Source organism: Oleiharenicola lentus, from assembly GCF_004118375.1.
Taxonomy (GTDB): Bacteria; Verrucomicrobiota; Verrucomicrobiia; order Opitutales; family Opitutaceae; genus Lacunisphaera; species Lacunisphaera lenta.
This window is the reverse complement of sequence record NZ_SDHX01000002.1, coordinates 609,153-633,039: the sequence shown is the minus strand read 5'-3', so window position 1 is coordinate 633,039 and position 23,887 is coordinate 609,153. Positions and strand designations below refer to the sequence as shown.

Here is a 23,887-nt window from a genome sequence, read left to right as displayed (position 1 = left end):
GTCCCGCGGGGGTGGCTCAGGCGCGGAGCGAGCCGAGGGAGATCTGGATGTCGGTGCCCTTGAGACCGGGGCCGGCCTGGAGGGTGCCGCCGTGGAGGCGGAGGATCTCGCGGGCGAGGAAAACGGAGAGGCGGCCCTGGTTGGGCGTGGCGTCGCCGCCGGGGGGCGGGAGCGTGCCGTCGAGCTCGAGGCGCTTGCCCTCGATGGTGATGACCGCGGTGCGGGTCGGCCCGGCGCCAACGGCACGCATGGTCAGGATGAGATGCTGCAGGCCTTCATCGGGCCGGTTGGCGGCGATCGCCTCGAGCAGGGCCCCAAAGGCGAACTTCACCAGATTCGGGTCGAGCTGGAGCACGACCGGTTCCTCAACCAGGCGGGTGGTGATGCCGCGCTCGGTGGTGAGTTCGGCCAGCAGCTGGTTGAGATTGACGCTCTTGGCGGCCGGCTGGGCGATGTCGCCCAGGAGCGTGGCGTGCTCGTTGAGCAGCTTGAGCTTGGCGACCTCGTTGGTGAGGGCGACCTCGCGGGCGAGCGCCACGCCGCTGATGGGCGGGTTGCTTCCCTCGGCCGGCACCCCGCCGATCGGGGGTGTGCTGCTGCGTGCGAGCAGCTGGGCAAAAGTCACGAGCGACACCAGCGGGTTCGAGAGCTCGTGGCTGAGCGTGAGGCCGAGGTTGCGGAAAAGTTCGCGGCGGTGCTGCTCGAGCAGGGCGGTGATGCGCTCGATCTCGGGGGCCGACTCCTCCCACACGGTCCACACGCCGTCGATTTCCGGGACCGGGCCGGCCTGCACGCGGAAACGGTAGGGGACGCGGGCGGGCTGCGTGACGGTCTTCTGGGTGTGCAGCGCCTCGCTCGCGACGGCGCGCACCTCGACCGGCAGCTCGGCGGTGGCAAGCTCCGCCCGCGTGAGCAGGCGGGAGCCGGAGAGATATTTGGCCCGCAGCGCGGACTGCGCCTGCAGCTGCTGGTAGTCGCGCAGCATGGCCGACCGCTCCAGGCAGCGCTCGAGCAGACGGCCCTGCATCACGGCACGGAACTTGTCGGACTCGCGGTAGGGCGAACCATCGGCCCGCGGCCCCAGGGCCATCCAGCCGAAGAGCTGGCCGTTGGCGTGCAAGGGTATCAGCAGACGCGCGCCCCAGCTCACGAGCTGCTGGCGGATCGGGGCGTCGAGGGAGGGGTCGTCGATGCCGCCCCATTGGTTGAGATCCAGTGCGGCGGGATGTTCCTCCAGCCAAAGCACGAGCGGGTGGCTCGAGTCGCAGCGGTGGTCGCCCTCGTTGGAAACGAAGGCGTCGCCCTGCCGGAAAAAATAATGCACGCGCCCCGACTTCAGGATGTAGCGCGCGGCGCGCCGGAACTCGTCGAGCAGCCGCGGTTGGTCGTCCAGATGGGCGAGCGCGCTCTCCAGGAAATCCCACGATTCGGCGGCCTCCGGTGCGGGGGCGGGAAACGGCGAGGTGGTCTCACGCGGGAAAGGCGCCTCACTGCGACGGGTGCGCTCGAGCGCCGACTGCAGCTGGGAGTTTTTCTCGGCGATCTCCTCGAGGAGGTTCACGCATTCCCCGAGCCGCACGCGGCTTTCCTCATAGCTCAGGTAGAGCCGGCCGGAACGGTTCTGCCGGGCGTTTTCGAACGGATGGCTGTGCGGCTCACCGACGATGATGATCATCGTGCCGGCACTGGCGGAAAGACGGGCGCGCGGATCATTCACATCCGAGATCCACACACGCGCCCCGGGACGCAGGAGCTCGCGTTGCAAATCGTTCGGGCGCGCAAAGAAAGCGGGTTCGCGGGGTAGGAGCAGCTTCTTCCATGCAGCCTCCAAGCCGGGATCGGGGGTCGTCAGGATGAGGGTTGCGGGCATGGAAAGGTAATGCGGAAGGTGGCTCCGGGTCTCCCGATGTCGGGCACAATGATGGTTGCCCGGTGTTCATGCAAGATATCTGCGCAAACGGCCAAGCCCAGGCCCATGCCCTTAGTCTTTGTGGATACGAAGGGATGGAAAAGTCGGGCGCGTTGTTCGGGGGCGATGCCCGGGCCATTGTCGGAAACCTCGATTATCACGCTGCCATTCGGCGAGTTACGCGAGCGAAGTTGGACCCTGCGTTCGGTTTCCTGGGCTTCGAGGGCTTGGAAGGCATTAATGATGAGATTGATGAGAACCTGCCGGATCGCGCTGCCATCGGCGTGGATGGTGTCCTTTTCCGCGCCCAGTTGCATGGTGAGGGACACCTTGGCCTCCTGGGCCCGGGCGAGCATGAGGTCGGTGGTTTCCTGCATGATCGTGTGCAGCGAGATCCGTTCCATCTGGTGGCGACGGGGATTGGAAAGATCGAGCAGCTGCTGGGTGAGGCTGTCGATGCGCTCGACTTCGGCCGGGATGAGCATGCTGAAACGGCGGCGGAATTCGGGGTCATCAAACCGCGTCGAGAGCAGATGCGAGAACGTCTTGATCGAGACCAGCGGGTTGCGGATCTCGTGCGCCAGGCTGGCCCCGATGAGGCCGATGGTGGCGAGTTGTTCGGACTGGCGCGCCTGTTGGGAAAGCCGCGAGCGCGCGAGGATATTGTCCATGAACTCCGCCAGCTCCTGCAACTGCTGGACCTCGGGGTAGGTGAACGGTCGGGCGTTGGTCTTCACCCCGAGCGCCAGCATCGAGGACGGCGTGGAGCTGCCGCGGGGTGCGGTGACAATGACGCCGAGGTTGAACTCGGTAAGGAACTGCCGGAGATCGACCAGCCCGGGCTCGGGCCGCAGGCGCTGCAAGCTTTCGGGTGTGCTCCAACCCTGCTTGCACAGCGCGCGGAAGCCGGAGCGATCTTTGGCCAGCTCGATGTTGCCCGACACATAGACCTCGCCGCTGTCGAAGAGCAGGGCGGCATAGTTCGTCTGGCACCAGGAGCGGAGCAGCGCTTCCAACTCGGCGACGAGCTTGTTGGGATCGGGCTCGCGCCGCGTGAGATCGTGCACGGCCTGGCGGATGACGATCGTGTTTTGCCACGTGTTGAGATTGAACCACCCGCGCGACCGGCGATCGATCCAGAATGCCAACGTGCTGAAAAGGGTGACTGCGCAAATCAGGTCCGTCGGCGGGGTGAGCACCAAGCCCAGCAGCTGGGTTCCGAAAAGAATGCCACCGGCGAGTGTGCTGATCGTGAGCAGTCGCTGGGCGACGTTGAGGAAGACCTGCCGCGAGTCGAACACACGATGAATGGTCACGGCCCAGACAGTCAGCACGTAGAATCCGAGCACCACCAGCGGGCTGAGGCGGGAAATCCAGCGGATGTCGAGATAGCCGCCCACCAGGTTGAGGCCGATGGCTAGCAGGCACGCCAAGGAGCTGTTGAACGTGATGAACTGGAGCTCAATCTTGCGGACACCGGTTGTCTGCTTGATCTGCCGGTAGGTTCTGACCAGCAGGAAAGAATACAGGCCGACGCACACGACTCCGTAGATCAGGTAGCCCACGCCGCGCTTGGGCTCGTCGGGTGTCGAGTCGGGCGGGATGAACAGGTTGGAGTAGCTCAGCCCAACCAGGGCGAGTCCAATCACGAACCAGGGCCAGGAGCGCCGGAGGGTCTGCAGGACCTGCCCTTCCGCCGTCGTGACTGAATTCAGCAGTAACCAGATGATCCAGGGGAAAAAAGCGGCGACCGCGCCGGCGCCCTGCAGCCACGGCACGGGGTTTGCGTCCGGGACTTCGGGATACAGTGCGCCGATGCGGAAGGACTGGAAGACAAAGAAGAGCCACGCGGCCGCGGCCGCGGAGGCGAGGGCGAACATCCGGTTGGTGAAACGGACCGGATTGTTCCACAGGATCCCTGCGCCGGTGGCCAGGGTGAGCACGGCAACGGCAAACAGGAGCGGGGTCATGCTCGTTCCAACACCAGGGCCGAGTTGCTGCCCGACAGGCCGTGGGCGTTGATCACGGCGATCTCCGCCTGGATCCGACGGGGCTGGGGCGAAAGGTTGAGCGGGCAGCCCGGGTCAGGGGTTTCCCAGTTCACCGTCGGCGGCAGGATCCCGTGGTGCAGGCTCAGTGCGGTGCTTGCGGCCTGGATCGGACCCGACGCGCCGAGGGCGGTGCCGATGGCTCCCTTGATCGAACTCACGGGGATTTCGTTGAGGCGGGCCCCGAAGAGGCGCGTGAGCGCATAAGTCTCGTTCGCGTCGATGAAGCGGTGGCCGGTGCCCCAGGCGTTGATGAACTGCACTTCCTCGATGCGTCGCTGCGCGTTGGCCAGGGCGATGCGCAGCGCATCCGTCAGGCCGAGCGCCGTCTGGCTGTCGGGGTCGTTGGCGAAACCGTAACCGGTGATCCACGCGAGCGCGGGCCGGGGGCTGCTCGCGGGCTCCAGCACGAACATGGCCGCGCCCTCACCGAGCACGCCGGTGGTGCGCCAGAGGTCGAAGGGCCGGCAGAGCCGCTCCGGGTTCTCGTCCGTGGCGGGGCTGAGTTCGGCGGCATTGAAGCCGAGCAAGGGGTAATAGGAGAGAGGGCATTCGCTGCCGCCGGCGATGGCGAACTCGGCTTGTCCCGCCGCGATCTGCTCGAAGGCCTGGCCGACGGCGTCGAGTCCCGAGCAGCACGAGGTCTGCATTGTCAGCATCCGTGCGGGCGTGTCGAGCCACTGGGCGATCTTGCCGGCGACATTCGCCACCGACGCCTCATACATGATGCTGCCCTGGCTGGCGGCGTAACGAACACCCTTCTTCATCACCGTCTCCATCCCGCGACCGATCTTCTCGAAATCCATGATCGAGGTGCCCGTGACAACCAGCGGGGTGAGACCGCGGACGTCGGCCGGAGCGAGGCCCGCGTCGCGCATGGCGAGCATGGCGGCGACCAGGCTGAACTGCGTGTGCCGGGAGAGCCGGCGCGGATTCTCGTCGGGCGCAAACTCGCCGAGGTCGAAGTCGTGCACCTCGGCGCCGACGAAGGGGCCCGCACCGGGATCAAAGCGCTTGATCGCGCGGATGCGGCTGACGGGTTCGTTGATGCCCCGGAAAAAAGCGTCGCGCCCGATGCCCGCCGGCGTGACCGGGCCGATGCCGGTGATCTTAACGCGTCGGCGCATGGCTGGGGGCGGTCACAAGATTGGAAGTCACAAAGGGAAGGAGTTTGGCGCTAAGCTGAAGCAGGGACAGGCTATCGCGTTGCCATACCACGCTGGCAAGGTAGGCGGACAAAGATGGATTCGGCAAGCCCGCCGATGAAAAGAGATTTGCGCCATGCGCCGCGTGTCGCCCATATCCGACCGCATGACCGCCGAGGAAATTGAGAACCGTATTGTGGAGTGGGCGCGGCGACGGCCCGATGTCTCGGCCCTCGTCCAGATCGGGTCACGGGTCCAGCCCGGCGGGCAGGTGGATGCCTGGTCCGATTTGGATTTTCAGCTGTTTAGCACGAATCCCGCGCGCTACCGCGATGCCGGCTGGCTGGCCGCCATCGCGCCCTGTTGGAGCACGCATCTCGAAAGGACCGAGCGCGGCGTAGACAAGCTCAGCGTGGTTTTTGCCGGTGGGTGTGAGGTGGATCTCGTCTTGATGCCCAGCCGGTTGATGAAATTGGTTTATTGGGCCATGGCCCGGCCGGCGTGGCGCGGACTCTACCCGGCCACATTGCGGCGTGCGATCGCGAATACCCGGGTCGTGGTTCGTCCGGGCCACCGGGTGATGCTCGGCGGAGCCGCTTGGGAAAAGCGGCTGGCGGCGGCCGCGAACCCTTGGCCGGAGGAGGCGTTCTCCGCCGCGGATTTCGAGTTTCATGTCCGGGGTTTCTGGCGTCATTCTGTCTGGGTGCAGAAGAAAATTGCGCGCGGCGAACTGCGCGCGGCGGCCCGATGGAACCACGTGGAGCTCATGGATCACCTGCTGGCCCTTCTGGCGGAAGAGGCGCGGTTGGCCGGTCGGCCGGCGCGGCCCGAGGCGCGCAAGGCCGAGCAATGGCTCGATGCCCGGCGGCTGCGACAGACGGATATCGCCACCTGTCTGGATGCAAAGGCCCTCGCGCGGGCGCTGCTGGCGGAAATCGAACTGTGCGAGGAAGTGAGTTGCAGCGTTGCGCAGTCGGGCGGGTTCGCCCAGACCGATCACTCTGCGGTCGCGGCCTGGTTGCGGGCCGAGCTGGACAAAATCCTGGCCAGGCCCTAAGCGGACAAAGCCGGGTATGGAGCCGAAGATTCCGCCATTCCAATCCTCTTTCGGGAGGGCAACACATGAACATTTTTATCACCGGGGGCACTAGCGGTTTGGGCGCAGCCCTTGCCGAGCTCTATCTTTCCAAGGGTGCACGGGTGGGCGTGTGCGGTGGAACGTTGGAAAATTTCGAGGCAGCTTTCCCGCGGGCGACCGCGCCGAAGCCTGAGTTTTATGAGCTCGACGTGCGGGACCGGGACGCCACCCGGCGGGTGCTCAAGGCTTTTTCGGCAGGGCAAACGCTGGACTGTGTCATCGCCTCCGCAGGCGTGAACAACGGGCGTCCCAGAGAGCAAATTGCTTCGGTCGACTTTGATCGCGAGCATCTCATTTTCGATGTGAACCTCAAAGGCTTTCTTCACACCGCAGAAGCGGCGCTGGATGTGATGCTTCCGGAGAAGAAAGGGCAGATCGTGGCGATCGCCTCGGCCGCGGCTTACTTACCATTGTCGAAAGTGGGAGCATACAGCGCCTCGAAGATGGCACTCGTGCGCTACTGCGAGTCCCTTGCTATGGATCTTAAAAAAGACGGCATCACGGTGAGCTGTATCGCGCCAGGTTACATCGACACGCCGCTGGCGCGCGCCACCCAGCCGGGCCTTGATGGTATTCCCTTCCTCCTTGCTCCCGTCGAAGCTGCGCGTTTGGCCTTTCAGGCCATTGAGGACAAAAAGGAACTCGTGGTGATTCCCCGGGGTATCCGGTATCTCACGTTTATTTTGGCAAGGTTGCCCAGGCGCGTTCGGGAAAGGCTGCTCCGCCCGCGCCAAAACCGGATGGGGGTCAGCCCTTGAAGGCGGTTCTCGTCACCGGTGCTTCCACCGGCATCGGCAAAGCCTGCGCCCTTGCCCTCAGTGAAAAGGGCTTTCGCGTTTACGCGGGCGTGAGAAAGCCTTCCGACGGTGAAGCCCTGCGCAGGGAGGCCAGAGGTTCCCTGACGACATTGGCCCTGGATGTTACCCGGCCAGAACAGATCCACGCGGCCTTTGAACGCATCAACGCGGCGGAGCCGGAGGGGCTTTTTGCCCTCGTGAACAATGCCGCCATGCTCAAAATTGGTCCCGTGGAAACCAGTGAGCTGGAGGCTTTCCGCGGCTCGATGGAGGTCAATTATCTGGCCCCGGTCGCGCTCATTCAAAAATTTCTGCCCCAGCTCCGCAAAACACGGGGGCGCATCGTGAACGTGAGCTCCACGTCGGCGCACATCGCCCTGCCCTTTGCATCGGCGTATGCGGCCAGTAAGTTTGCGCTCGAAGGTCTGAGTGATGCACTTCGCATGGAGCTTCGAGGCAGCGGTGTGCAGGTGAGCCTGATTGTGCCCGGAGCCGTGAAAACGCCCATCTGGCAAAAAGCCGCGGCCCAGATCTCTCAGATCACCAACGCTCCTGAAAATTACCAAAAAGCCTGGGGAAGCGCGCAACTTATCACCGAGAAAGCGGCGCAAAACGGGGTGGATCCCGCCCAGGTCGTGCGAGCCATCCACTCGGCCATCGCCGATCCGCACGCGAAATCACGTTACGTGGTGGGCTCCAGTGCGCGGGTGCAGCTTACCTTGAAGCGTTGGTTGCCCACAAGTCTGCTGGACGCCCTCGCGCACAAATTTTTCAATCGGTCTGAAAAGTAGACGTGAGTTCAATGCGTTCCGGCGGAAGGTAGGTGGCAGATTGTGCGCTTTCACCGGCGAAAGCGGAAGCAAGCTCTGTATCAGGCGTGACGTGCTTGCTCAAGCAGGTGCAGCTGGAAGAGGCCAGTATGACTGGCGCTCAAGAAGGCCCGGCCGGAGGCGCGCAAGGCGGAACAGTGGCTGGAGCCGCGGCGCCTGGCCCAAACGCACTTCGCCGTGGCGCCGGACCGGCGGGCTCTGGCCCGCGCGCTGCTCGCCGAGCTGGATCTTTTCGAGGAGGTCGCACCGGCGGTGGCCCGGACCCGCGGCTTTGCGGTGCCGGATCACGCGGCGATCGCCGCGTGGTTGCGCGCCGGACTGGCGCCGCTGGCGGCCTAGGCGGTCGTCGTCGCCTCGGGGAAGGTCACGGTGAAGACCGTGCCGCCGCCGGGACGCGGACCAACCTTCATTTCGCCGCGGTGCACGGACACGATATGGCGGCAAATCGTCATGCCCAGGCCGGTGCCATGGGCCTTGGTCGACTCGATCGGCTTCTTGAGGATGCTCTCCATCACCGCCGGAGGTAGGCCGCTGCCATTGTCGGCGATGGCGAGTATGACCGAGCGGTCGCGGCGCTCGACGGAGACGGTGACCTGCGACGCGCCGGCTTCCAGCGCGTTCTTGATCAGGTTTTGGAGCAGGCGGACCAGTTCGAAGCGGATGCCGTTGATGATGCCGCCGCGGCTGCCGGTGACCTCGATGCGGTTGGTGCCGAAAAACAGCACGCCCTTGGTTTCAACCGCCGTTTCGTAAAGGTCCACCGTGTCCACTTCGTTGGCGTGGCGGGTGGTCTGGCGCCAGGACTCGGCCAGGTGCAGGCAGAACGAGGCGCACTTCTCGAGGGTCTCGGCGTATTGCAGAATGCGTTCGCCGGCGCGGCCGGCGGGCGGCAGCTGGCGCACCTCGTCGAGGAGCATGTTGGTGTAGCCGATGGATACGACGAGCGGGTTGCAGATGTCGTGCACCATGGCGGCGGCGGCCTGGCTGAAACCGGAGGAAAGCTGCTGCTTTTTCTGCTCGGTCATCACCGACTCATACATGCTCTCGAGCTGGCTGAGCATGCCGGTGCGCTTCTTGCGCTCGATGCCCTCGGCGACATGCCGGCGCACCGCCTGTTGCAGCACGTCCACGTCGAAGGGTTTCTTGAGATACTCGTTTGCGCCGAGGCTGATGGCGGCTTGCGCCGTCGCGAGGGCGCCGTAACCGGTCATCATGATGATCGAGACCTCGGGATCGATCTTGCGCATGGCCTCGAGGCCCTGGATGCCGTTTTTCTGCGGCATGCGGATGTCCATGATCACACAGGCGAAGTTGCCCTGCTTGATCTGCTCCAGGCCGTGGTCCACGCGGTCCACGGCCACGACCTCGAACTCCTCCTGGAGGAGGTAACTGATGCTCTCGCGCGGGCCGAGCTCGTCATCGACGACCAGCACCTTGGGGCGAACCTTGGCAGGGGCGGGCAGGACAGGCGAAGCGGTGTCGGACATGGGCGTCACGCAGGCTGGACAGTGCCCGCGCGTTTGGCAATCCGAAGCTTGGTCTGTGCCGGATTCGGCCCGGATTTGGCCGCCGCGTTCAGCGGGCGGCGCCCTGCTGCCGGGTAAACAGCTCGCTGATGATGTCCTCGAGCGGCACGTCCTGGATGGTGATGTCGTCCACGGCGCCGCCGCCGAGGATCTGCGAGCACACGGCGGTGACCTTGTCGCTGGGCACGTGGAGCAGGATCTCGCCGTCCTCGCAGACCTTGGCCTCGCCGTGGAGGGGTTTCCAGTCGGCGGGGAAGGCGCCGTCGCGGGGCTTGAACTTCACGATGCGTTTGCCGCTGCCGGCGCCGGCGATGCGGTCGAGGTCGCCGTCGTAGATCTTCTTGCCGTGGTCGATCACGATCACGCGCTCGCACAGCGAGGAGATGTCGGCCATGTAGTGGCTCGTGAGCAGGATGGTCGTGCGGTGCTTGCGGTTGTAGTCGCGCAGGAACTCGCGCACGGCCTTCTGCGACACGACGTCGAGGCCGATGGTGGGCTCGTCGAGGAAGAGCACGCGCGGGCGGTGGAGCAGGGCGGCGATGAGCTCCATCTTCATGCGCTCGCCGAGCGACAGCTCGCGGACCTGCACGTTGAGCTTGTGGCCGACATTGAGCAGGGTGACGAGCTCGTCGAGCGTGGCCTTGAACTGGTCGGGCGGCAGGCCGTAGATCGCGCGAAGCAGGGTGAACGATTCCTGCGCGGGGAGGTCCCACCACAGCTGGTTCTTCTGGCCGAGCACGAGCGCGAAGAGCCGGCGGTAGGCGTTCTCGCGCCTGGAGGGGTCGAAGCCCGCCACACGCGCCGTGCCGCTGGTCGGGTAAATCAGCCCGGAAAGCATTTTCAGCGTGGTGGTCTTGCCCGCGCCGTTGGGGCCGAGGAAGCCGACAAACTCGCCCTCCTTGATCGAGAAGCTGACACCGTCGGCGGCGCGGGTTTCCTCAAATTCCCGCTTGAACAGGCCCTTCACGCCGCCCCAGAAGCCCGGCTGTTTCTTGTAGGTGCGGAAGACGCGCGTGAGGTTCTCGACTTCGATCATGGAGGTCGCCGACTGAGCATGCTTTGCGGGTTATGGCAATCGTGGTCTGCCCCGGCAGATTCACGGTCCCGGGTCCGTGTGCGGGGCAAGTTCGGCTGGATTATCGGTTTCAACCCCGGAAGACCGCTTCCCGCACACCCGCCGGCGAGGGCATTTTTAGGTCCGTTCTAGGGCCGCAATTCCCTAGAATGGCCGGTGCTGTTCCGTTGAATTTTGCGTGGAAGAGGATTTCATGGCTGTAGATTTAAGTGTCACTCCCGGCCAGTCGATTAGTTGGAGTCAGGACACCGTCCGACATCACCTCTTGCCCCTTTTAGTTCAGATTCCGGCTCTCTCCTTACGGATGCCGCGGCTTCTGCCTGCGCGTTTCTGCTTGCTCGGCTTGCTGCTCGCCGGGCCGCTGTTCGCGCAGCCAGAACCGGTTATCCGGACTGCCGGAGAATTTTGGAGCGTGCCCGCCGCGGAGCGGGACCGGCTCCACGCCTTGGACATGGAGCTGACGGTCTATTACTATGATCCCGCCTGGAAACTCATCTGGGGGCAGGGTGCCGGGGGGACGGCCTATCTGCCCATGCGGGGCGAAACGCTCCCGATTCGCAGCGGGCAGCGCGTTCGTCTCGAAGGACAAATAATCCCGGCCGAGGGGTTGGACGGCAGCAGACTCAAAGCAACGGTGCTGGAGGCCAACGCCATGCCCGAGCCCTTGCCGACGGCCGGCCGGGTCGGCGATTATGCGGCCCTTGATGCCCAGTGGGTGGAGATGGAGGGCCATGTGTTTGCCCAAAATGATGCCGACTTCACGCACGTGCTTTTCCTGGTGCTTTGCGAAAATCACCTCGTGAACCTCCGGCTGCAAAACAACGGCACCGATCCCGTGCCCCAGCTCGTCGGTGCACGCATCCGGTTCCGGTGCGTCTATGTCTCCACCCGCGATCCCTCCGGCAATTTGCAGGATATTGCCGGGTGGACCTCCCGCCAGGACGACATCAAGATCGTGAGCTGGCTGGCGGATGACGAGCGGTTCAGCCTGCCCCGCACGACGATCGACCGGCTGGATCAGGTGACCAAACAGCCGTGGGTGCGGATTGCGGGTGAGTTGCGGGCGCAGGAGCCGGGCAAATCCATCACGGTGCGCGATGAGAGCGGCCAGGTGGTGATCGCGACGGCGCAACCCCAGATGCTGGAGCAAGGTTCGGCCGTGGAGGTGATTGGCCGCGCGGCGCCGGCGGATTTCGGTTGGACCCTGCAGGATCCGCTTTTCCGTCGCACCGGTTCTCTGGCGCGTCCGTTGCTCGCGCTCCAGGGTCCGGGGCAGGTCCCCCTGCGGTTGCGCCTTGCCGAGCAGGTGCTTGAGTTGCCCCCGGACCTCGCGGAGAAACGCTATCCGGTCGCGCTCCGTGGTGTGGTCACCTGGCTGGATGACCGGGCGGATTTCTTCTATCTGCAGGATGCGAGCGGCGGTGTGCGTGTCCGTCATCCTCCCCGCCGGGTGGGCGGCATTGGCCCCGGGACCCAGCTGAGCCTGATCGGGGTGACGACCCGCGGAGACTACCTGCCCGAGGTGGAGACGCTGGAGGTGGTCTACCTCGGCACGCAGGCGATCCCGCCGGTGCGCGGCGTCACATTGGAACAAGCTTTGTCCGGCGCCGAGGATGGGCAGCGGGTGGAGATGCGCGGTTTTATCCGTCAGGTCACCCGGGAAAACGGCTGGACGCGCCTGGACCTGACCACCTTCACGGGTGAATTTTCAGCTTATCTGCCGCCCGACGATTCCCTGCTGGTTTTGCGCGGAGCCCTGGTGCGGGTGCGCGGGGTGTGTTCTGCCGTCACCAATGCCAATCGCGAGATCACCGACATTCGCCTGTGGGTGCAGGATCGCGACAGTGTGCTGGTGGACGAGGCCAGTCCCGCCGACCCCTTTGATGTCGCGAGCGAGACGATCGCCGGCTTGCGCGAGCTCAATGTCTCCCAACTGGTCAACCACCGCCTGAAGGTGACCGGCACCGTGCTACAGCATGTGCCCGGTCGCTACCTTTACCTGCAGGAAGGCGACAGCGGCCTGTTCATCCTCTCGCGGGCCACCGGTAGACTGACGGTTGGCGACCGGATCGAGGCCGTGGGCTTCCCCGGTCGGGTGGGCAACCGTCTGGTCCTGCGCGAGGGGAGCTGGAGGCCGGGCCCGGCCGGTCCGGCCGTGGTGCCACTTGTCTTGGGGAATCCCGCGCGCCCGTCGCCCGAGGCGGACGCCCGGCTGGTGCGCATCCAGGGCGTGCTGCGTCAGGCCGCTCCGGAAGGCCAGAATGTGAACCTGGTCCTCCAGTCTGGTGACAGCATCGTCGAGGCGACGCTGCAAAATGCCCCAACCTGGGAGCTGCCGGATGTCGGCAGTCGCGTGGAAGTGACCGGCGTCTATGTGCTCGAATACGATGAATACCGGCGCCCGCACGGTTTTCGGCTGGAACTGCGGGCCCCGGCGGACGTGAAGGTTTTGTCCACTCCGCCGTGGTGGACGCCGGGCCGCACGCTCGCGATCATTGGTGTGCTGCTGCTGGTGATCCTGACCGTGGTCATCTGGGTGGGCGTGTTGCGTCGCCGTGTGCACGAACAGACCGAGCAGATCCGCCATCAGCTGGAAAAGGAGGCGCGCCTGCAGACCGAACTGGAACGTTCGTCCCGCCTCGAGTCGCTCGGCGTGCTGGCCGGCGGCATCGCGCATGATTTCAACAACCTGCTCACCGCCATCCTGGGCAACCTCGGGCTCGCCGCGATGGACAAGCGCGTCATGGAGGCTGCCGGCGAATGCATTGGCGAAGCCGAGCGCGGGGCGCGCCGGGCCCGCGACATTACGCAGCAGCTGCTCACCTTTGCCAAGGGCGGCGATCCCGTGCGCACCGCGGTGGCGCTGCCCGACATCGTGACCGAGGCCGCCAACTTCGCGCGCCATGGCTCCAACGTGCGGTTCGAGTTCGATTTTCCGCCCAACCTGCCGCCCGGCGATGTGGACGCGGGGCAGATTTCCCGCGTCGTCCACAATCTCGTGATCAACGCCGTGCAGGCCATGCCGGGCGGCGGCGTGGTGCGGCTCGCCCTGGCGGCTGCGACGTTGCGCGCGGATGAGGTGGACGCGCTGCCGGCGGGCTCCTACCTGCGACTGACGGTGACCGACTCGGGCAAGGGGATTCCGCCCGAGGTTTTGCCCCGCATCTTCGATCCCTATTTCTCGACCAAGTCCAAGGCGGGCAACAGCGGGCTCGGGCTCGCGACCGTGCGCTCGATCATCCGGAAGCATAACGGCCATATCGAGGTGGAGTCGCAAGTCGGCCAAGGCACCACGTTCCGCATCTGGCTGCCCGCCGCGGCCCAGAAGGCGCCCGTGCCCCGGGGCAGTCCCGTCAGCCGCTCGGCCACCAACCAGCCGGCCCGCGTTCTGGTCATGGATGACGAGGATGTCATCCGCCGCGTCGCCGGCCGCATGCTCTCGCTGGCCGGCCACGAAGCCACGTTTGCCGCCGACGGGGCGGAAGCGGTCCGCGCTTACCGGACCGCGCAGGAAACCGGCCGGGGCTTTGATTTGGTGATCTTCGACCTTACCGTGCCGGGCGGCATGGGAGGCAAAGATGCTCTGCAGGAAATCATCGCCCTCGATCCCGATGTCCGGGCCATCGCTTCCAGCGGTTATTCGAGCGACCCGGTCATGGGCAATCCGCGCGCCTTTGGCTTCCGCATCAGCCTGCCCAAGCCCTATGATATTCCCGATCTCCTGCGGGCGGTGGAGGAAGTGCGCCGCGACTGAGCCGGCGGCGGGCAGTGAGGTTGGTCCTCGGGAAAATTTCAGCTGACCGTTAGGGGAGAACGGTCCTAGGGTGACGCATCATCCTGCGATCTTCCTCCATTGCCGTGGCATCCATCCCAGAATTTCCGGCCAACCTTGTGCGGTTGCGCCGTTTTTTTGCGGTGCTGTCGCTGGTCTTGATGGGACTGACGGGCGGCAGGATATCTGCGCAGGAACCGATCGAGCCGGAGAAGGTGATCACCACGGCCGGCGATTTCTGGACCGTGCCCGAGGCGGATCGGCAACGGCCACACCGCTTGCAGATGGAAATCGTCGTCTATTACTACGACCCCGCCTGGAAGCTGCTTTACGGCCAGACCGGCGCGTTGTCTTCCTACCTGCCCGTCAGCGGCAAGGCGCTGCCGCTCAAGGCCGGCCAGCGCGTGCGAATTGAGGGCACCGTGGTTCCGGCCTATGGCATTGATGGCAGCCGGGTGGTGACGACCTTCCTCGCCGATGAGCAGCTGCCGGCGCCGGTGCCCGCGGCGGGGCGGCTGAGCGAACTGGGCGTGCTCAACGGGCATCTGGTTTCGCTCGAGGGCTATGTGCTCGGTCAGAACGAACCCGACCCCATGCACATCGAGGCCCGGTTGTGGTCCGAAGGGCGCCTGATCAACCTGACCGTGCAGATCACCGGCACCGAACCCGTGCCCCAGCTCGTCGGGGCCCGCGTGCGGGTGCGCGGCGTTTACGATGTCGCGACCGATTCCACCGGGGGAATCCAAAACATCCAGCTGTGGAGCTCGGACCGCCAGCAGGTGGAAGTTCTCGACTGGCTGGTTGACGACGAGCGCTTCCGGCTCGCCCGCACTCCCATCGAAAGATTGGAGTCCGCCGCGGCCCAGCCGTGGGTGCGCATCGTGGGCGAATTGCGCCGGGCCGAAAACGGCTCGGGCTTCACCGTGCGGGATGACACCGGTCAGGTCGAACTGGCGGCGGTGCAACCCGGCGCGCCGCAACCCGGCACGACGGTCGAGGTGGTCGGCCGGGCGGCTGCGGCCGATCTCGGCTGGACGCTTCGCGAGCCGCTGCTCCGTCCGTTTGTCTCCGCTGACGATTCCGCGGCGGCCCGCTCTGCCGGCCGCGCCCTGCCGGTGCGGCTGCGGTTGGCGGAACAGGTCCTCCAACTTGAGCCGACAGAAGCCGACCACCGCCATCCGGTCGCCCTCCGCGGTGTTGTCACGTGGTCCAGCGAACACTCCGACCGGTTTTATCTGCAGGATATCAGCGGGGGCGTGGCGGTTCGCCGGCTCGCCGGACCGGCCCCGGAGTTCGGCACTTCCGTGTCCGTGATCGGCGTGACTACGCGCGGCCGCCATCTGCCTGAGGTCGAGGCCCGTTCACTCGAGCAGCTTGGCGCCCAGACGCTGCCGCCGCCGCGGCGCATCAGTCTCGAACAGGCACTGAGCGGGGCGGAGGAGGCGCGTTGGGTGGAGTTGCGCGGATTCGTTCGCCAGGTGGTGCCCTCCGGACCCTGGATCCGGTTGGAGCTCACGGCGGCGACGGGCGAGTTTTCCGCCTTCGTTCCGCCCGCCGAGGGGCTGCAAAAATTACCCGGCGCCATGGTCCGGGTGCAGGGCGTCTGCGAAGCCCAGTCCAATCCCGGCCAGGATGGCGCCGAAATCCGGGTCTGGGTTCAGGATCAAAGCGGCGTGCTGGTTGATGAACCGAGTCCGGCCGATCCGTTCGGCCTCGCGCTGGAAAACATCGCCGCGGTCCGGCAACTGCATGCCGCCCAGGTCTCCGCCCGGCGCATGAAGTTGCAGGGCACGGTGCTGATGCACGAGCCGGGGCGCTATCTTTACCTGCAGGATGCCACCGGCGGACTCTTCGTGCTTTCGCGGGAGAGCGGTCGTCTTGCGCCCGGCACTACCGTCGAGGTGGTCGGTTTGATCGGCCGGCTCGGCGGACGACCGGTGTTGCGCGAGGCCCGCTGGCGCACTGTGGCTGGACAGCCGGAGGTGGTGCCGCTCGTGCTCACGGACATCAAACGGATGCAGCCGGAGGCGGATGCCCGTTTGGTCCGGCTGGAGGCCATGTTGCGCCAGGTGATCACCGAGGGCCACACGGCCCGTCTGCTGTTTCAGGGCGCTGGGGTCATCTTCGACGGCACGCTGCACACCACGGACAGCCGGCCTTTGCCGGAGCCGGGGAGCCGGCTGGAGGCCACCGGGGTTTATGTGTTGGAGTTCGATGAATACCGCCGCCCCCGCTCGTTCCGCCTGGAGCTGCGTTCGCCGGCGGATCTCGTTTTGCGCGAATCACCCTCCTGGTGGACCATCCGCCGGATCGCCTACGCCGCCGCCGCACTGGTGGTGATGACGCTGCTGGCGGCGGCCTGGGTCGTCGCGTTGCGACGGCGGGTGCGGGAACAGACCGAGCAGATCCGCCTCCAGCTGGAGAAGGAGGCGAGCCTGCAAACCGAATTGGAGCGTTCGTCCCGCCTCGAGTCGCTCGGCGTGCTGGCCGGCGGCATCGCCCACGATTTCAACAACCTGCTTACGGCCATCCTCGGCAATCTCGGTCTGGCCTCCATGGACAAACGCGTGATGGAGGCCGCCGGCGACTGCCTCGCCGAGGCCGAGCGCGGCGCACGCCGCGCCCGGGACATCACGCAGCAGTTGCTCACCTTCGCCAAGGGCGGTGATCCGGTGCGCACCGCGGTGGCGCTGCCCGACATCGTGACCGAGGCCGCCAACTTCGCGCGCCACGGCTCCAACGTGCGGTTCGAGTTCGACCTTCCGCCCAACCTGCCTCCGGGCGACGTGGACGCAGGACAAATTTCCCGCGTCGTCCACAATCTTGTCATCAACGCCGTGCAGGCCATGCCGGGCGGCGGCGTGGTTAAACTAGGCTTGGCCGCCGCGGAGCTGCCGGCGGGCGAAGTGGACGCCCTGCCGGCGGGCTCCTACCTGCGGCTCACGGTGGCCGACTCGGGCAAGGGGATTCCGCCCGAGGTTTTGCCCCGCATTTTCGATCCCTACTTCTCCACCAAAAGCGGGACCGGCAGCAGCGGTCTCGGGCTCGCCACCGTCCGTTCCATTGTCCGCAAACACAACGGTCACATCGCGGTGGAGTCGAAGGTCGGACAGGGCACGACCTTCCGCCTCTGGCTGCCGGCGGCCCGGGCCGGGTCGGCGCCGACACTGGAGTCGGGCCCGGATTCCTCGGCGCATTTGCCCGCCCGCATCCTTGTGATGGATGACGAGGACGTCATCCGCCGGGTCGTCGGTCGCATGCTGGCGCTGGCCGGTCACGAAACGGTGTTTGCGGTGGATGGGGCTGAGGCTGTGCGCGCCTATGTTGCCGCCCGGCAATCCGGCCGGCCCTTTGACCTCGTGATCTTCGATCTCACGGTGCCCGGCGGCATGGGCGGGCGGGATGCCTTGCAGGAGCTGCTCCGCATCGATCCCGGAGTGCGGGCGGTCGCCTCCAGCGGTTACTCCAGCGATCCCATCATGGCCAATCCCCGAGCCTACGGTTTCCGCGCCAGCCTGCCAAAGCCCTACGACATCCCCGACCTGATGCGCGCGGTGGAGACGACCAGGCGCGATTGAGCCGCCTCCAGGTTCACGGACTCGACGGAAAATCGCCGACTCGGTGTGCCACTCCGCTTGGACGCGGGATTCGTTCCGGGGCTGTTTGACGCCGCCTCCGGCGCAGCGAAATCCACCCGTTTGGTAAGGCTCTTGCTTGGTCCGGGCATGCCCAAGACCGGTCCGACTCTAATCCTCAGCGCCATGCCCTCGGAGATCCGTCTCATCCAGGCGGAGATCAAGCGGGCCAAGTCCGGGCGGCTCGCCTGCTTCCCCTACGTCGCGGGCCTGCTGCGCGGGCGGCCGGTCGTGACGACCGTCACCGGCGTGGGCGTCACCAACGCCGCCATGGTCACCGCGTTGTTCATCGAGAAATTTCATCCGGCCGAGGTGCTCGTTTCAGGCACGGGCTCGCGCTTCAACCCGCGCGTTCGCACCGCCGATACCGTCATTTCGACCAAGACCATCCATCACGCCGCCGGCAGCCTGACGGACCAGGGCATGGTCTATCGCAAGGTCCGCGGCCCGCTGCCCGGGCAGATGACCCACTGGTTCTACCGGCCCGATCTTCGTCTGCTGAAGCTCGCGAAGGCCGCCGTCGCCAGCTACGTGGCCGAGCCCGTCACCGCCAACGGCGCAACCTACGTGCCGCGCGTGCTCACCGGCGTTGTCACGGCCAGCGACCTGTTCGGCGTCTCCGATGCCAAGATCGCCGACCTGCGCGCGAAGCTGAATCCCGACATCATGGAGATGGAAAGCGCCGCCATCGCGCAGGTCTGCACGCAGCTCGGCGTGCCGCACATCGTCTTCCGCGCCGGCAGCAACCGCACCCAGGCCAACCCCGGCAACGACTACCGCCTCCTCGGCCAGAAAGCCGCCTGGGCCGCCGCCCGCTGGACCATCCACTTCACCGGCCACCTCGCCCAAGCCTGATGCGCCATATCCCCGTCCCGCTCCTCTGCCCCCAATGTTCGTAATACGAACATTGGGCTTTCGCCCCTCCGGCGAATCACCTCGGGAGCAGGCGGGCGCCCTCGCGGCCAATGTTCGTATTACGAACATTGGTCCGGCGGTCGGGTGGGTGGTGGCAATTGGGAGGGATGGGCCATGAAGTGGTTTTCGCGTGGCGACGGGGAGGGGTTCGTGGTGGCGTTCGTGAACAACCTGGTGCAGCTGCTCATCCTTGCGCCGCTTTGCACGGGGGTGTTGGGGTTTTCGCCGGGACTGATCTACGGGCGCATTCTGCCGGGCGTCGCGATTTCGTTTCTCGTGGGCAACCTGTTCTATGCCTGGCAGGCGAGGCTGCTGGCAAAACGCGAGGGTCGCACCGACGTGACCGCGCTGCCCTACGGCATCAGCACACCGGGACTGTTTGCACATGTCTTCCTGGTGATGCTCCCTGCGAAACAACTGGCGATTGCGCAGGGCCTGTCCGATCCGGAGCGCTTCGCGTGGCATGCGGGGCTCGTGGCCTGCTTCCTCGGCGGACTGCTGGAATTCGGCGGCTCGTTCGTGGCGGAAAAAGTCCGGCGCCACACGCCGGTCGCGGCGATGCTTGCGACGCTCGGCGGCGTGGGGCTTGGGTTTCTCGGGCTGGCGTTCTTCTTCCAGGCCTACGCGCAACCGGTCATCGGCATCGTGATGCTCGTGCTCGTGTTCGTCGTGTTCTTCGGGCGCGTGAAATTTCGCGGCGGGCTGCCCGCGACGTTGGTGCTGCTGGCCGTGGGCACGGCCATCGCGTGGGCGACGGGACTCGCGCCGGTCGGCGGGCCGGCGGTGCAGCCGCTCGAGCACGTGAGGTTCTATTTTCCGTGGCCGGTGGTGGGCGAGTTGTGGGCGGCCTTTTCCGGCGGGCACATCCTCGCCTATCTGTCGGTGGTGATCCCCATCGGCCTGCTCGGCGTGCTCGCTTCGTTGCAGAACATTGAGTCGGCCGCGGCGGCCGGCGACCGTTACCCGGCGACGCCGAGCCTCGTGGTCAGCGGACTCGGCACACTCGCGGCGGCGGCGTTCGGCTCGCCGTTCCCGACCTCGATCTACATCGGGCACCCGGCGTGGAAGAAACTCGGCGCGCGCGCCGGCTACTCCGCCCTGAACGGCGTGTTCATCACCCTCGTCTGCGTGACGGGCACGATGGCGGCGCTCACCTGGCTCATCCCGGCTGAAGCGGGCATCGCGATCATCCTGTGGATCGGCTCCATCATCGCGGCGCAGGCCTTTGAAGTGACGGAAAAGAAATACTATCCGGCCGTCATCGTCGGCCTGTTCCCCGCGCTGGCGGCGTGGGTGATGCTTGTGGTGAAGACGGCCGTGGGGGCGGGTGGGGCGTCGCTCGACGCCAGTCTCCTGTCGGCCGCCCACGCGGCCGGCGCCTACCTCGGCGGCGGCTTCGCGCTGGAGCAGGGGTTTCTCTATTCGGCCATGATCTGGTCGGCGACCATTGTCTGTATCATTGACCGCGCCTGGCTGCGCGCGGCGGGCTGGTGTGCCTTGGGCGCGCTGCTTGCGCTCACGGGCCTGATGCATGCTTACGCGCTGACCGGACGCGACACCGTGATTGACCTGCCGTTGCTCGCCTGGGCGACCGGCACGCTCACGCCCGGGCGTAACCTCCTGCCCGCCGGCGGCGCCGCGCTGGGCTACGCACTGGCCGCGCTGGTTTTTCTGCTGGCCAAGTTCATCACGGTGCCCCGGGCTGAAGACGAAGTCGCCTGACCATGGACCCTCGCCTGCCCTTCATCGACCTGCACCGGCACCTGGACGGCAACGTCCGCCTGCAGACCATCCTCGACCTCGGACGCCAGCACAACATCCGCCTGCCCGGCGACACGCTTGAGACGTTGCGCCCACACGTGCAGGTCACGGAGGTCATGCCCGATCTCGTCACCTGGCTGGCCAAGCTCAACTGGATGATCGCCGTGCTCGGCGACTACGACGCCTGCCGCCGGATAGCGCGCGAGAACGTCGAGGACGCCCACGCCGAGGGGCTCGATTACGTCGAGCTGCGCTTCAGCCCGTATTTCATGGCCGGCCCGAACAAGCTCGATCCCGTGCGCGTGGTCGAGGCCGTCGTGGCCGGCGTTGAGGAAGGCCGCGCCCGCACCGGGCTGCCGGTGAAACTCATCGGCATCCTCAGCCGCACCTTCGGTCCCGAGGCCTGCCGCATCGAGCTGGAGGCTTTGCTCTCACAGCGGGCGCATCTGGTGGCGCTCGACCTCGCCGGCGACGAGAAGAACTGGCCGGCGGAGCTCTTCGTGGAGCATTTCAAGCGCGGGCGCGATGCCGGCTGGGCGATCACGGTCCACGCCGGCGAGGCCGGTGGCGCGCCGAGCGTGTGGGCGGCGCTGGAAAAACTCGGCGCGACACGCATCGGCCATGGCATCCGGGCCATCGACGACCCGCGCCTGCTCGACCACCTGCGCGAGCGGCGCATCGGCCTCGAGGTCAACCTCACGAGCAACGTCCAGACCAACACCGTGCCCGGTTTCGCGGATCACCCGATGAAACGCTTCCTCGGCCACGGCCTGCTCGCGACGATCAACACCGACGACCCGGTCATCAGCGGCATCGACCTGCGCCACGAGTTCACCGTCGCCGCGCCCGCCGCCGGCCTCACGCCGGACGAGATCGCGCTGGCGCAGCGGCATGCGCTGGAGATCGCGTTTCTCACGCGCCACGAGCGCACGCAGCTGGCGGCGCGGGAAATGTAGGAGCGCTCCCTGTTCCTGTTGGGTCGGCCCTTGGGCCGACCTTGGATTGTCGGGGACGAGGTCGTCGCAAGCGACGACCCTACATGGCACCGCCGGTTCACCGCCCGAGCTTCCGGTAATCCAGCACCGTGTGGCTGATGCTGCCGGACTCGAGGCACTTCAGGTCGGTGAGCGGCTCGGGCGGGGACACGTCCTCGCCCTGCGTCCAGATCAGCTTGTGGCGGCCGTCGGCGTCGGGGGGGGAGAAGAGGCCGGGCACGAAGAACTGCGAAAGCACGGTGCGCTTCACCGCGGCGTCGGGCCGGCAGGGGAAAGGCATGTTCAGGTTGTGCACCGTGAAGCTGCGGGGCGCGGTGGCGGGCAACAGCTCGCCGGCGAGACGGGCGGCGTGCGCGGCGGAGGACTTGAGCGTGGCGCTCAGCTCGGCGTCGGGCTGGCCGCCGTGTTCCTTCAGGTAATAGTAGGTGGACTCCGACACGTCCTGGGAGACGGCCATCGCGGGCAGGCCGTGCAGCGCGCCTTCCCAGGCGCCGGCGACGGTGCCGCTGGCGATCACGAAGCCCAGCGTGCAGTTGAAACCCACGTTCATGCCGCTGACCACGGCATCAACCTTGCCCGGGAGCAGGTGGGCGATCGCGATGTTCACGCAGTCCGAGGGCGTGCCGTCCACCGTCCAGGTCGGGCAACCGAAGCCCTGCTCGGCGCGCACGGATTGCACGGGGCGGTTGCGGGTCTTGGACGCCCCGGTCCAGCTCTGCTCGGTGAGCGGCGCCACCACAAACAGTTCGTGCCCCGCGGCTTTGAGCGCGAAGACCAGCTCGTGCAGGAAGACTGAGTTGATGCCGTCGTCGTTGGTGACCAGGAGCTTCATGGCTTTCCGGACACGAAAACCCCGATTCGCCCGGAATGAAAGCGGGAAACCGCGCTCTATTGGGCGAACGCCCGCCCGCTTGCCCGGGGATGAAATTTCAACAAGATGCCGTCTCATGCACCCCACGTCCCTGCGCCCCCTGGCGGCGAGCCTGTTCGCCAGCCTGTTTCTCCTCACCGGTTCCGGTCCTGCCGCCGAGGACGACGAGAACTCCGTGCTCACCTCCGTGTTTGCCCGCACCGCCAAGGATTACCGGCGCGTGAAGGACGAGAAGGGCCGCTGGGTGCGCGAATACTATGCCATGACCAACGGCGGCCCCACCGACGGCACCATCCGCGACAACTCGCAGGAGAAGATCAAGTTCGTCGCCATCGCCACCGTCCTCGCCCAACACCTCGCGCGGCAGGGCTATTACCCCGCGACCGATCCCGAGAAGGTGGATTTCCTGCTCGTCGTGAACTGGGGCCGCACGATGCCCTTCGGCGATCCCACCTACCGCGACAGCCTCGACAACGTGATCGGCTCGATGAACACCATGTCCACCAAGGGCCAGCTCGCCGAGCAGGCCCGCACCAACGCGGCCAGCGCCACGCCCACCGGCAACGCCAACCTCACCGGCTCCGTCGAGGACATGGAGGCCCAGGCCGCCGAGAGCTACCTGGAAAACAACATGATCATCCAGGACATGCTCAACCGCTCCCGCAACCAGTCCAACGCCCGCACCGCGCACCTGCTCGGCTACATGGATGAGATCAACGAGGCCGACGGACCGCAGCGCTACGCCGGCGGCGGCGACCGCTTCAACGACCTCATTGCCGACATTGAAGAAGCGCGCTACTACATCATTCTCTCGGCCTACGACTTCAAGCATACCGTCCGCGCCAGCAAGCCCAGCAAGCTCCGCTGGGTCACACGCATGAGCATGCGGGCGCCGGGCAACAGTTTTGCCGAGAAGGCCGCGTCCCTCATCGCCTATTCCTCCTCCCGCTTCGGGCAGAACACCGACGGCCTCGAACAGAAGCTCTACCCGCAATACAAGGTGAACCTCGAGGACCTGCGCTTCCTCGGCATCGCCGGCTGGACGACCCAGCCCGAGGCGGAGAAGCAGCCCGAGGAAGGCGCGACGAAGTAATCCCGGCTCAATGAATCTTGTAGGGTCGTCGCTTGCGACGACCAGACCGACGCTCGCGCTTTGCCCCGCTGTAGCCGGGGTCGCTAACCCCGGACTCAGGCCGTATTCACCACAAAGAGACGAAGGCACCAAGGGCTGACACCTCTGATCGCTGTCGCACTCCGGAAGGCCTCGCGCCAAGGAGGCCAAGCCCGACAGGGTTTCCGCTCTGACTTTGCGCCCTCAGCGGACTTTGCGCGAGGCCTGCCTCGGCTACTGAGGCAAAAGGTAAAGTATTGCCTCCTTTGGGGCTCTTACTCGACACAGGGCTTGTTCAACCGGGGACCCGCTGCGCGCTCCGGCACAGCAGGCCCTCAGAGTTTGGCCTCCATCTTACT

General features: G+C 66.1%; 16 protein-coding genes. 10 read left to right on the top strand and 6 right to left on the bottom strand.

What is annotated here, in order from left to right:
• Positions 1-16: 16 nt before the first annotated feature.
• From ESB00_RS16480 to ESB00_RS16470, 3 genes are read right to left on the bottom strand one after another with little or no spacing between them, the layout of a single operon-like run.
• Positions 17-1,870, bottom strand: coding sequence for an ATP-binding protein (locus ESB00_RS16480; RefSeq protein ID WP_129048884.1), 1,854 nt, complete (start codon positions 1,868-1,870; stop codon positions 17-19).
• Entirely contained in the window at positions 1,849-3,879 is a 2,031-nt protein-coding gene (locus ESB00_RS16475) for an ATP-binding protein (protein ID WP_129048883.1), read from the bottom strand. The genes ESB00_RS16480 and ESB00_RS16475 overlap by 22 nt, the downstream gene beginning before the upstream one ends.
• On the bottom strand, positions 3,876-5,084 hold the full coding sequence (locus tag ESB00_RS16470; protein WP_129048882.1) for a beta-ketoacyl-[acyl-carrier-protein] synthase family protein: 1,209 nt from the start codon (positions 5,082-5,084) through the stop codon (positions 3,876-3,878). The genes ESB00_RS16475 and ESB00_RS16470 overlap by 4 nt, the downstream gene beginning before the upstream one ends.
• Positions 5,085-5,268: 184 nt before the next feature.
• Between ESB00_RS16470 and ESB00_RS16465 the strand changes: the two genes are divergently transcribed.
• The 4 genes from ESB00_RS16465 to ESB00_RS19755 all read left to right on the top strand — a co-directional run bounded on the left by ESB00_RS16465 (position 5,269) and on the right by ESB00_RS19755 (position 8,206).
• Positions 5,269-6,159, top strand: coding sequence for an aminoglycoside 6-adenylyltransferase (locus ESB00_RS16465; RefSeq protein ID WP_164976267.1), 891 nt, complete (start codon positions 5,269-5,271; stop codon positions 6,157-6,159).
• Between the two features lie 65 nt (positions 6,160-6,224).
• Positions 6,225-6,998: an SDR family NAD(P)-dependent oxidoreductase gene (locus tag ESB00_RS16460; protein ID WP_164976266.1), complete on the top strand. Its 774-nt coding sequence runs from the start codon at positions 6,225-6,227 to the stop codon at positions 6,996-6,998.
• Complete coding sequence (locus tag ESB00_RS16455) at positions 6,995-7,828, top strand: SDR family oxidoreductase (RefSeq protein ID WP_129048879.1); 834 nt, start codon at positions 6,995-6,997, stop codon at positions 7,826-7,828. The genes ESB00_RS16460 and ESB00_RS16455 overlap by 4 nt, the downstream gene beginning before the upstream one ends.
• Positions 7,829-8,044: 216 nt before the next feature.
• Positions 8,045-8,206 carry a hypothetical protein gene (locus ESB00_RS19755; RefSeq protein ID WP_164976265.1) on the top strand — a complete coding sequence of 54 codons (162 nt, stop codon included), beginning with the start codon at positions 8,045-8,047 and terminating at the stop codon, positions 8,204-8,206.
• Here ESB00_RS19755 and ESB00_RS16450 read toward each other — a convergent pair.
• Positions 8,203-9,354 carry an ATP-binding response regulator gene (locus ESB00_RS16450; RefSeq protein WP_129048878.1) on the bottom strand — a complete coding sequence of 384 codons (1,152 nt, stop codon included), beginning with the start codon at positions 9,352-9,354 and terminating at the stop codon, positions 8,203-8,205. The genes ESB00_RS19755 and ESB00_RS16450 overlap by 4 nt on opposite strands.
• Before the next feature lie 88 nt (positions 9,355-9,442).
• Positions 9,443-10,429 carry an ABC transporter ATP-binding protein gene (locus ESB00_RS16445; protein ID WP_129048877.1) on the bottom strand — a complete coding sequence of 329 codons (987 nt, stop codon included), beginning with the start codon at positions 10,427-10,429 and terminating at the stop codon, positions 9,443-9,445.
• A gap of 451 nt (positions 10,430-10,880) precedes the next feature.
• On the opposite strand from ESB00_RS16445, the gene ESB00_RS16440 reads away from it, so the two are divergent.
• From ESB00_RS16440 to add, 5 genes are all read left to right on the top strand, one after another.
• Positions 10,881-14,222 carry an ATP-binding protein gene (locus tag ESB00_RS16440; protein WP_129048876.1) on the top strand — a complete coding sequence of 1,114 codons (3,342 nt, stop codon included), beginning with the start codon at positions 10,881-10,883 and terminating at the stop codon, positions 14,220-14,222.
• A gap of 104 nt (positions 14,223-14,326) precedes the next feature.
• Complete coding sequence (locus ESB00_RS16435; RefSeq protein ID WP_129048875.1) at positions 14,327-17,818, top strand: ATP-binding protein; 3,492 nt, start codon at positions 14,327-14,329, stop codon at positions 17,816-17,818.
• A gap of 147 nt (positions 17,819-17,965) precedes the next feature.
• Positions 17,966-18,730 carry a 5'-methylthioadenosine/S-adenosylhomocysteine nucleosidase gene (gene mtnN, locus ESB00_RS16430; protein WP_129048874.1) on the top strand — a complete coding sequence of 255 codons (765 nt, stop codon included), beginning with the start codon at positions 17,966-17,968 and terminating at the stop codon, positions 18,728-18,730.
• Positions 18,731-18,904: 174 nt separating this feature from the next.
• A complete protein-coding gene (locus tag ESB00_RS16425; protein ID WP_129048873.1) occupies positions 18,905-20,512 on the top strand; it encodes an NCS2 family permease in 1,608 nt (535 codons plus the stop codon).
• A gap of 2 nt (positions 20,513-20,514) precedes the next feature.
• Complete coding sequence (add, locus tag ESB00_RS16420) at positions 20,515-21,507, top strand: adenosine deaminase (RefSeq protein WP_129048872.1); 993 nt, start codon at positions 20,515-20,517, stop codon at positions 21,505-21,507.
• Positions 21,508-21,604: 97 nt separating this feature from the next.
• Here add and surE read toward each other — a convergent pair whose 3' ends face one another.
• Complete coding sequence (gene surE / locus ESB00_RS16415) at positions 21,605-22,378, bottom strand: 5'/3'-nucleotidase SurE (protein ID WP_129048871.1); 774 nt, start codon at positions 22,376-22,378, stop codon at positions 21,605-21,607.
• 115 nt (positions 22,379-22,493) lie between these two features.
• On the opposite strand from surE, the gene ESB00_RS16410 reads away from it, so the two are divergent.
• Positions 22,494-23,510 carry a hypothetical protein gene (locus tag ESB00_RS16410; protein ID WP_129048870.1) on the top strand — a complete coding sequence of 339 codons (1,017 nt, stop codon included), beginning with the start codon at positions 22,494-22,496 and terminating at the stop codon, positions 23,508-23,510.
• The last annotated feature ends 377 nt before the right edge of the window (positions 23,511-23,887 follow it).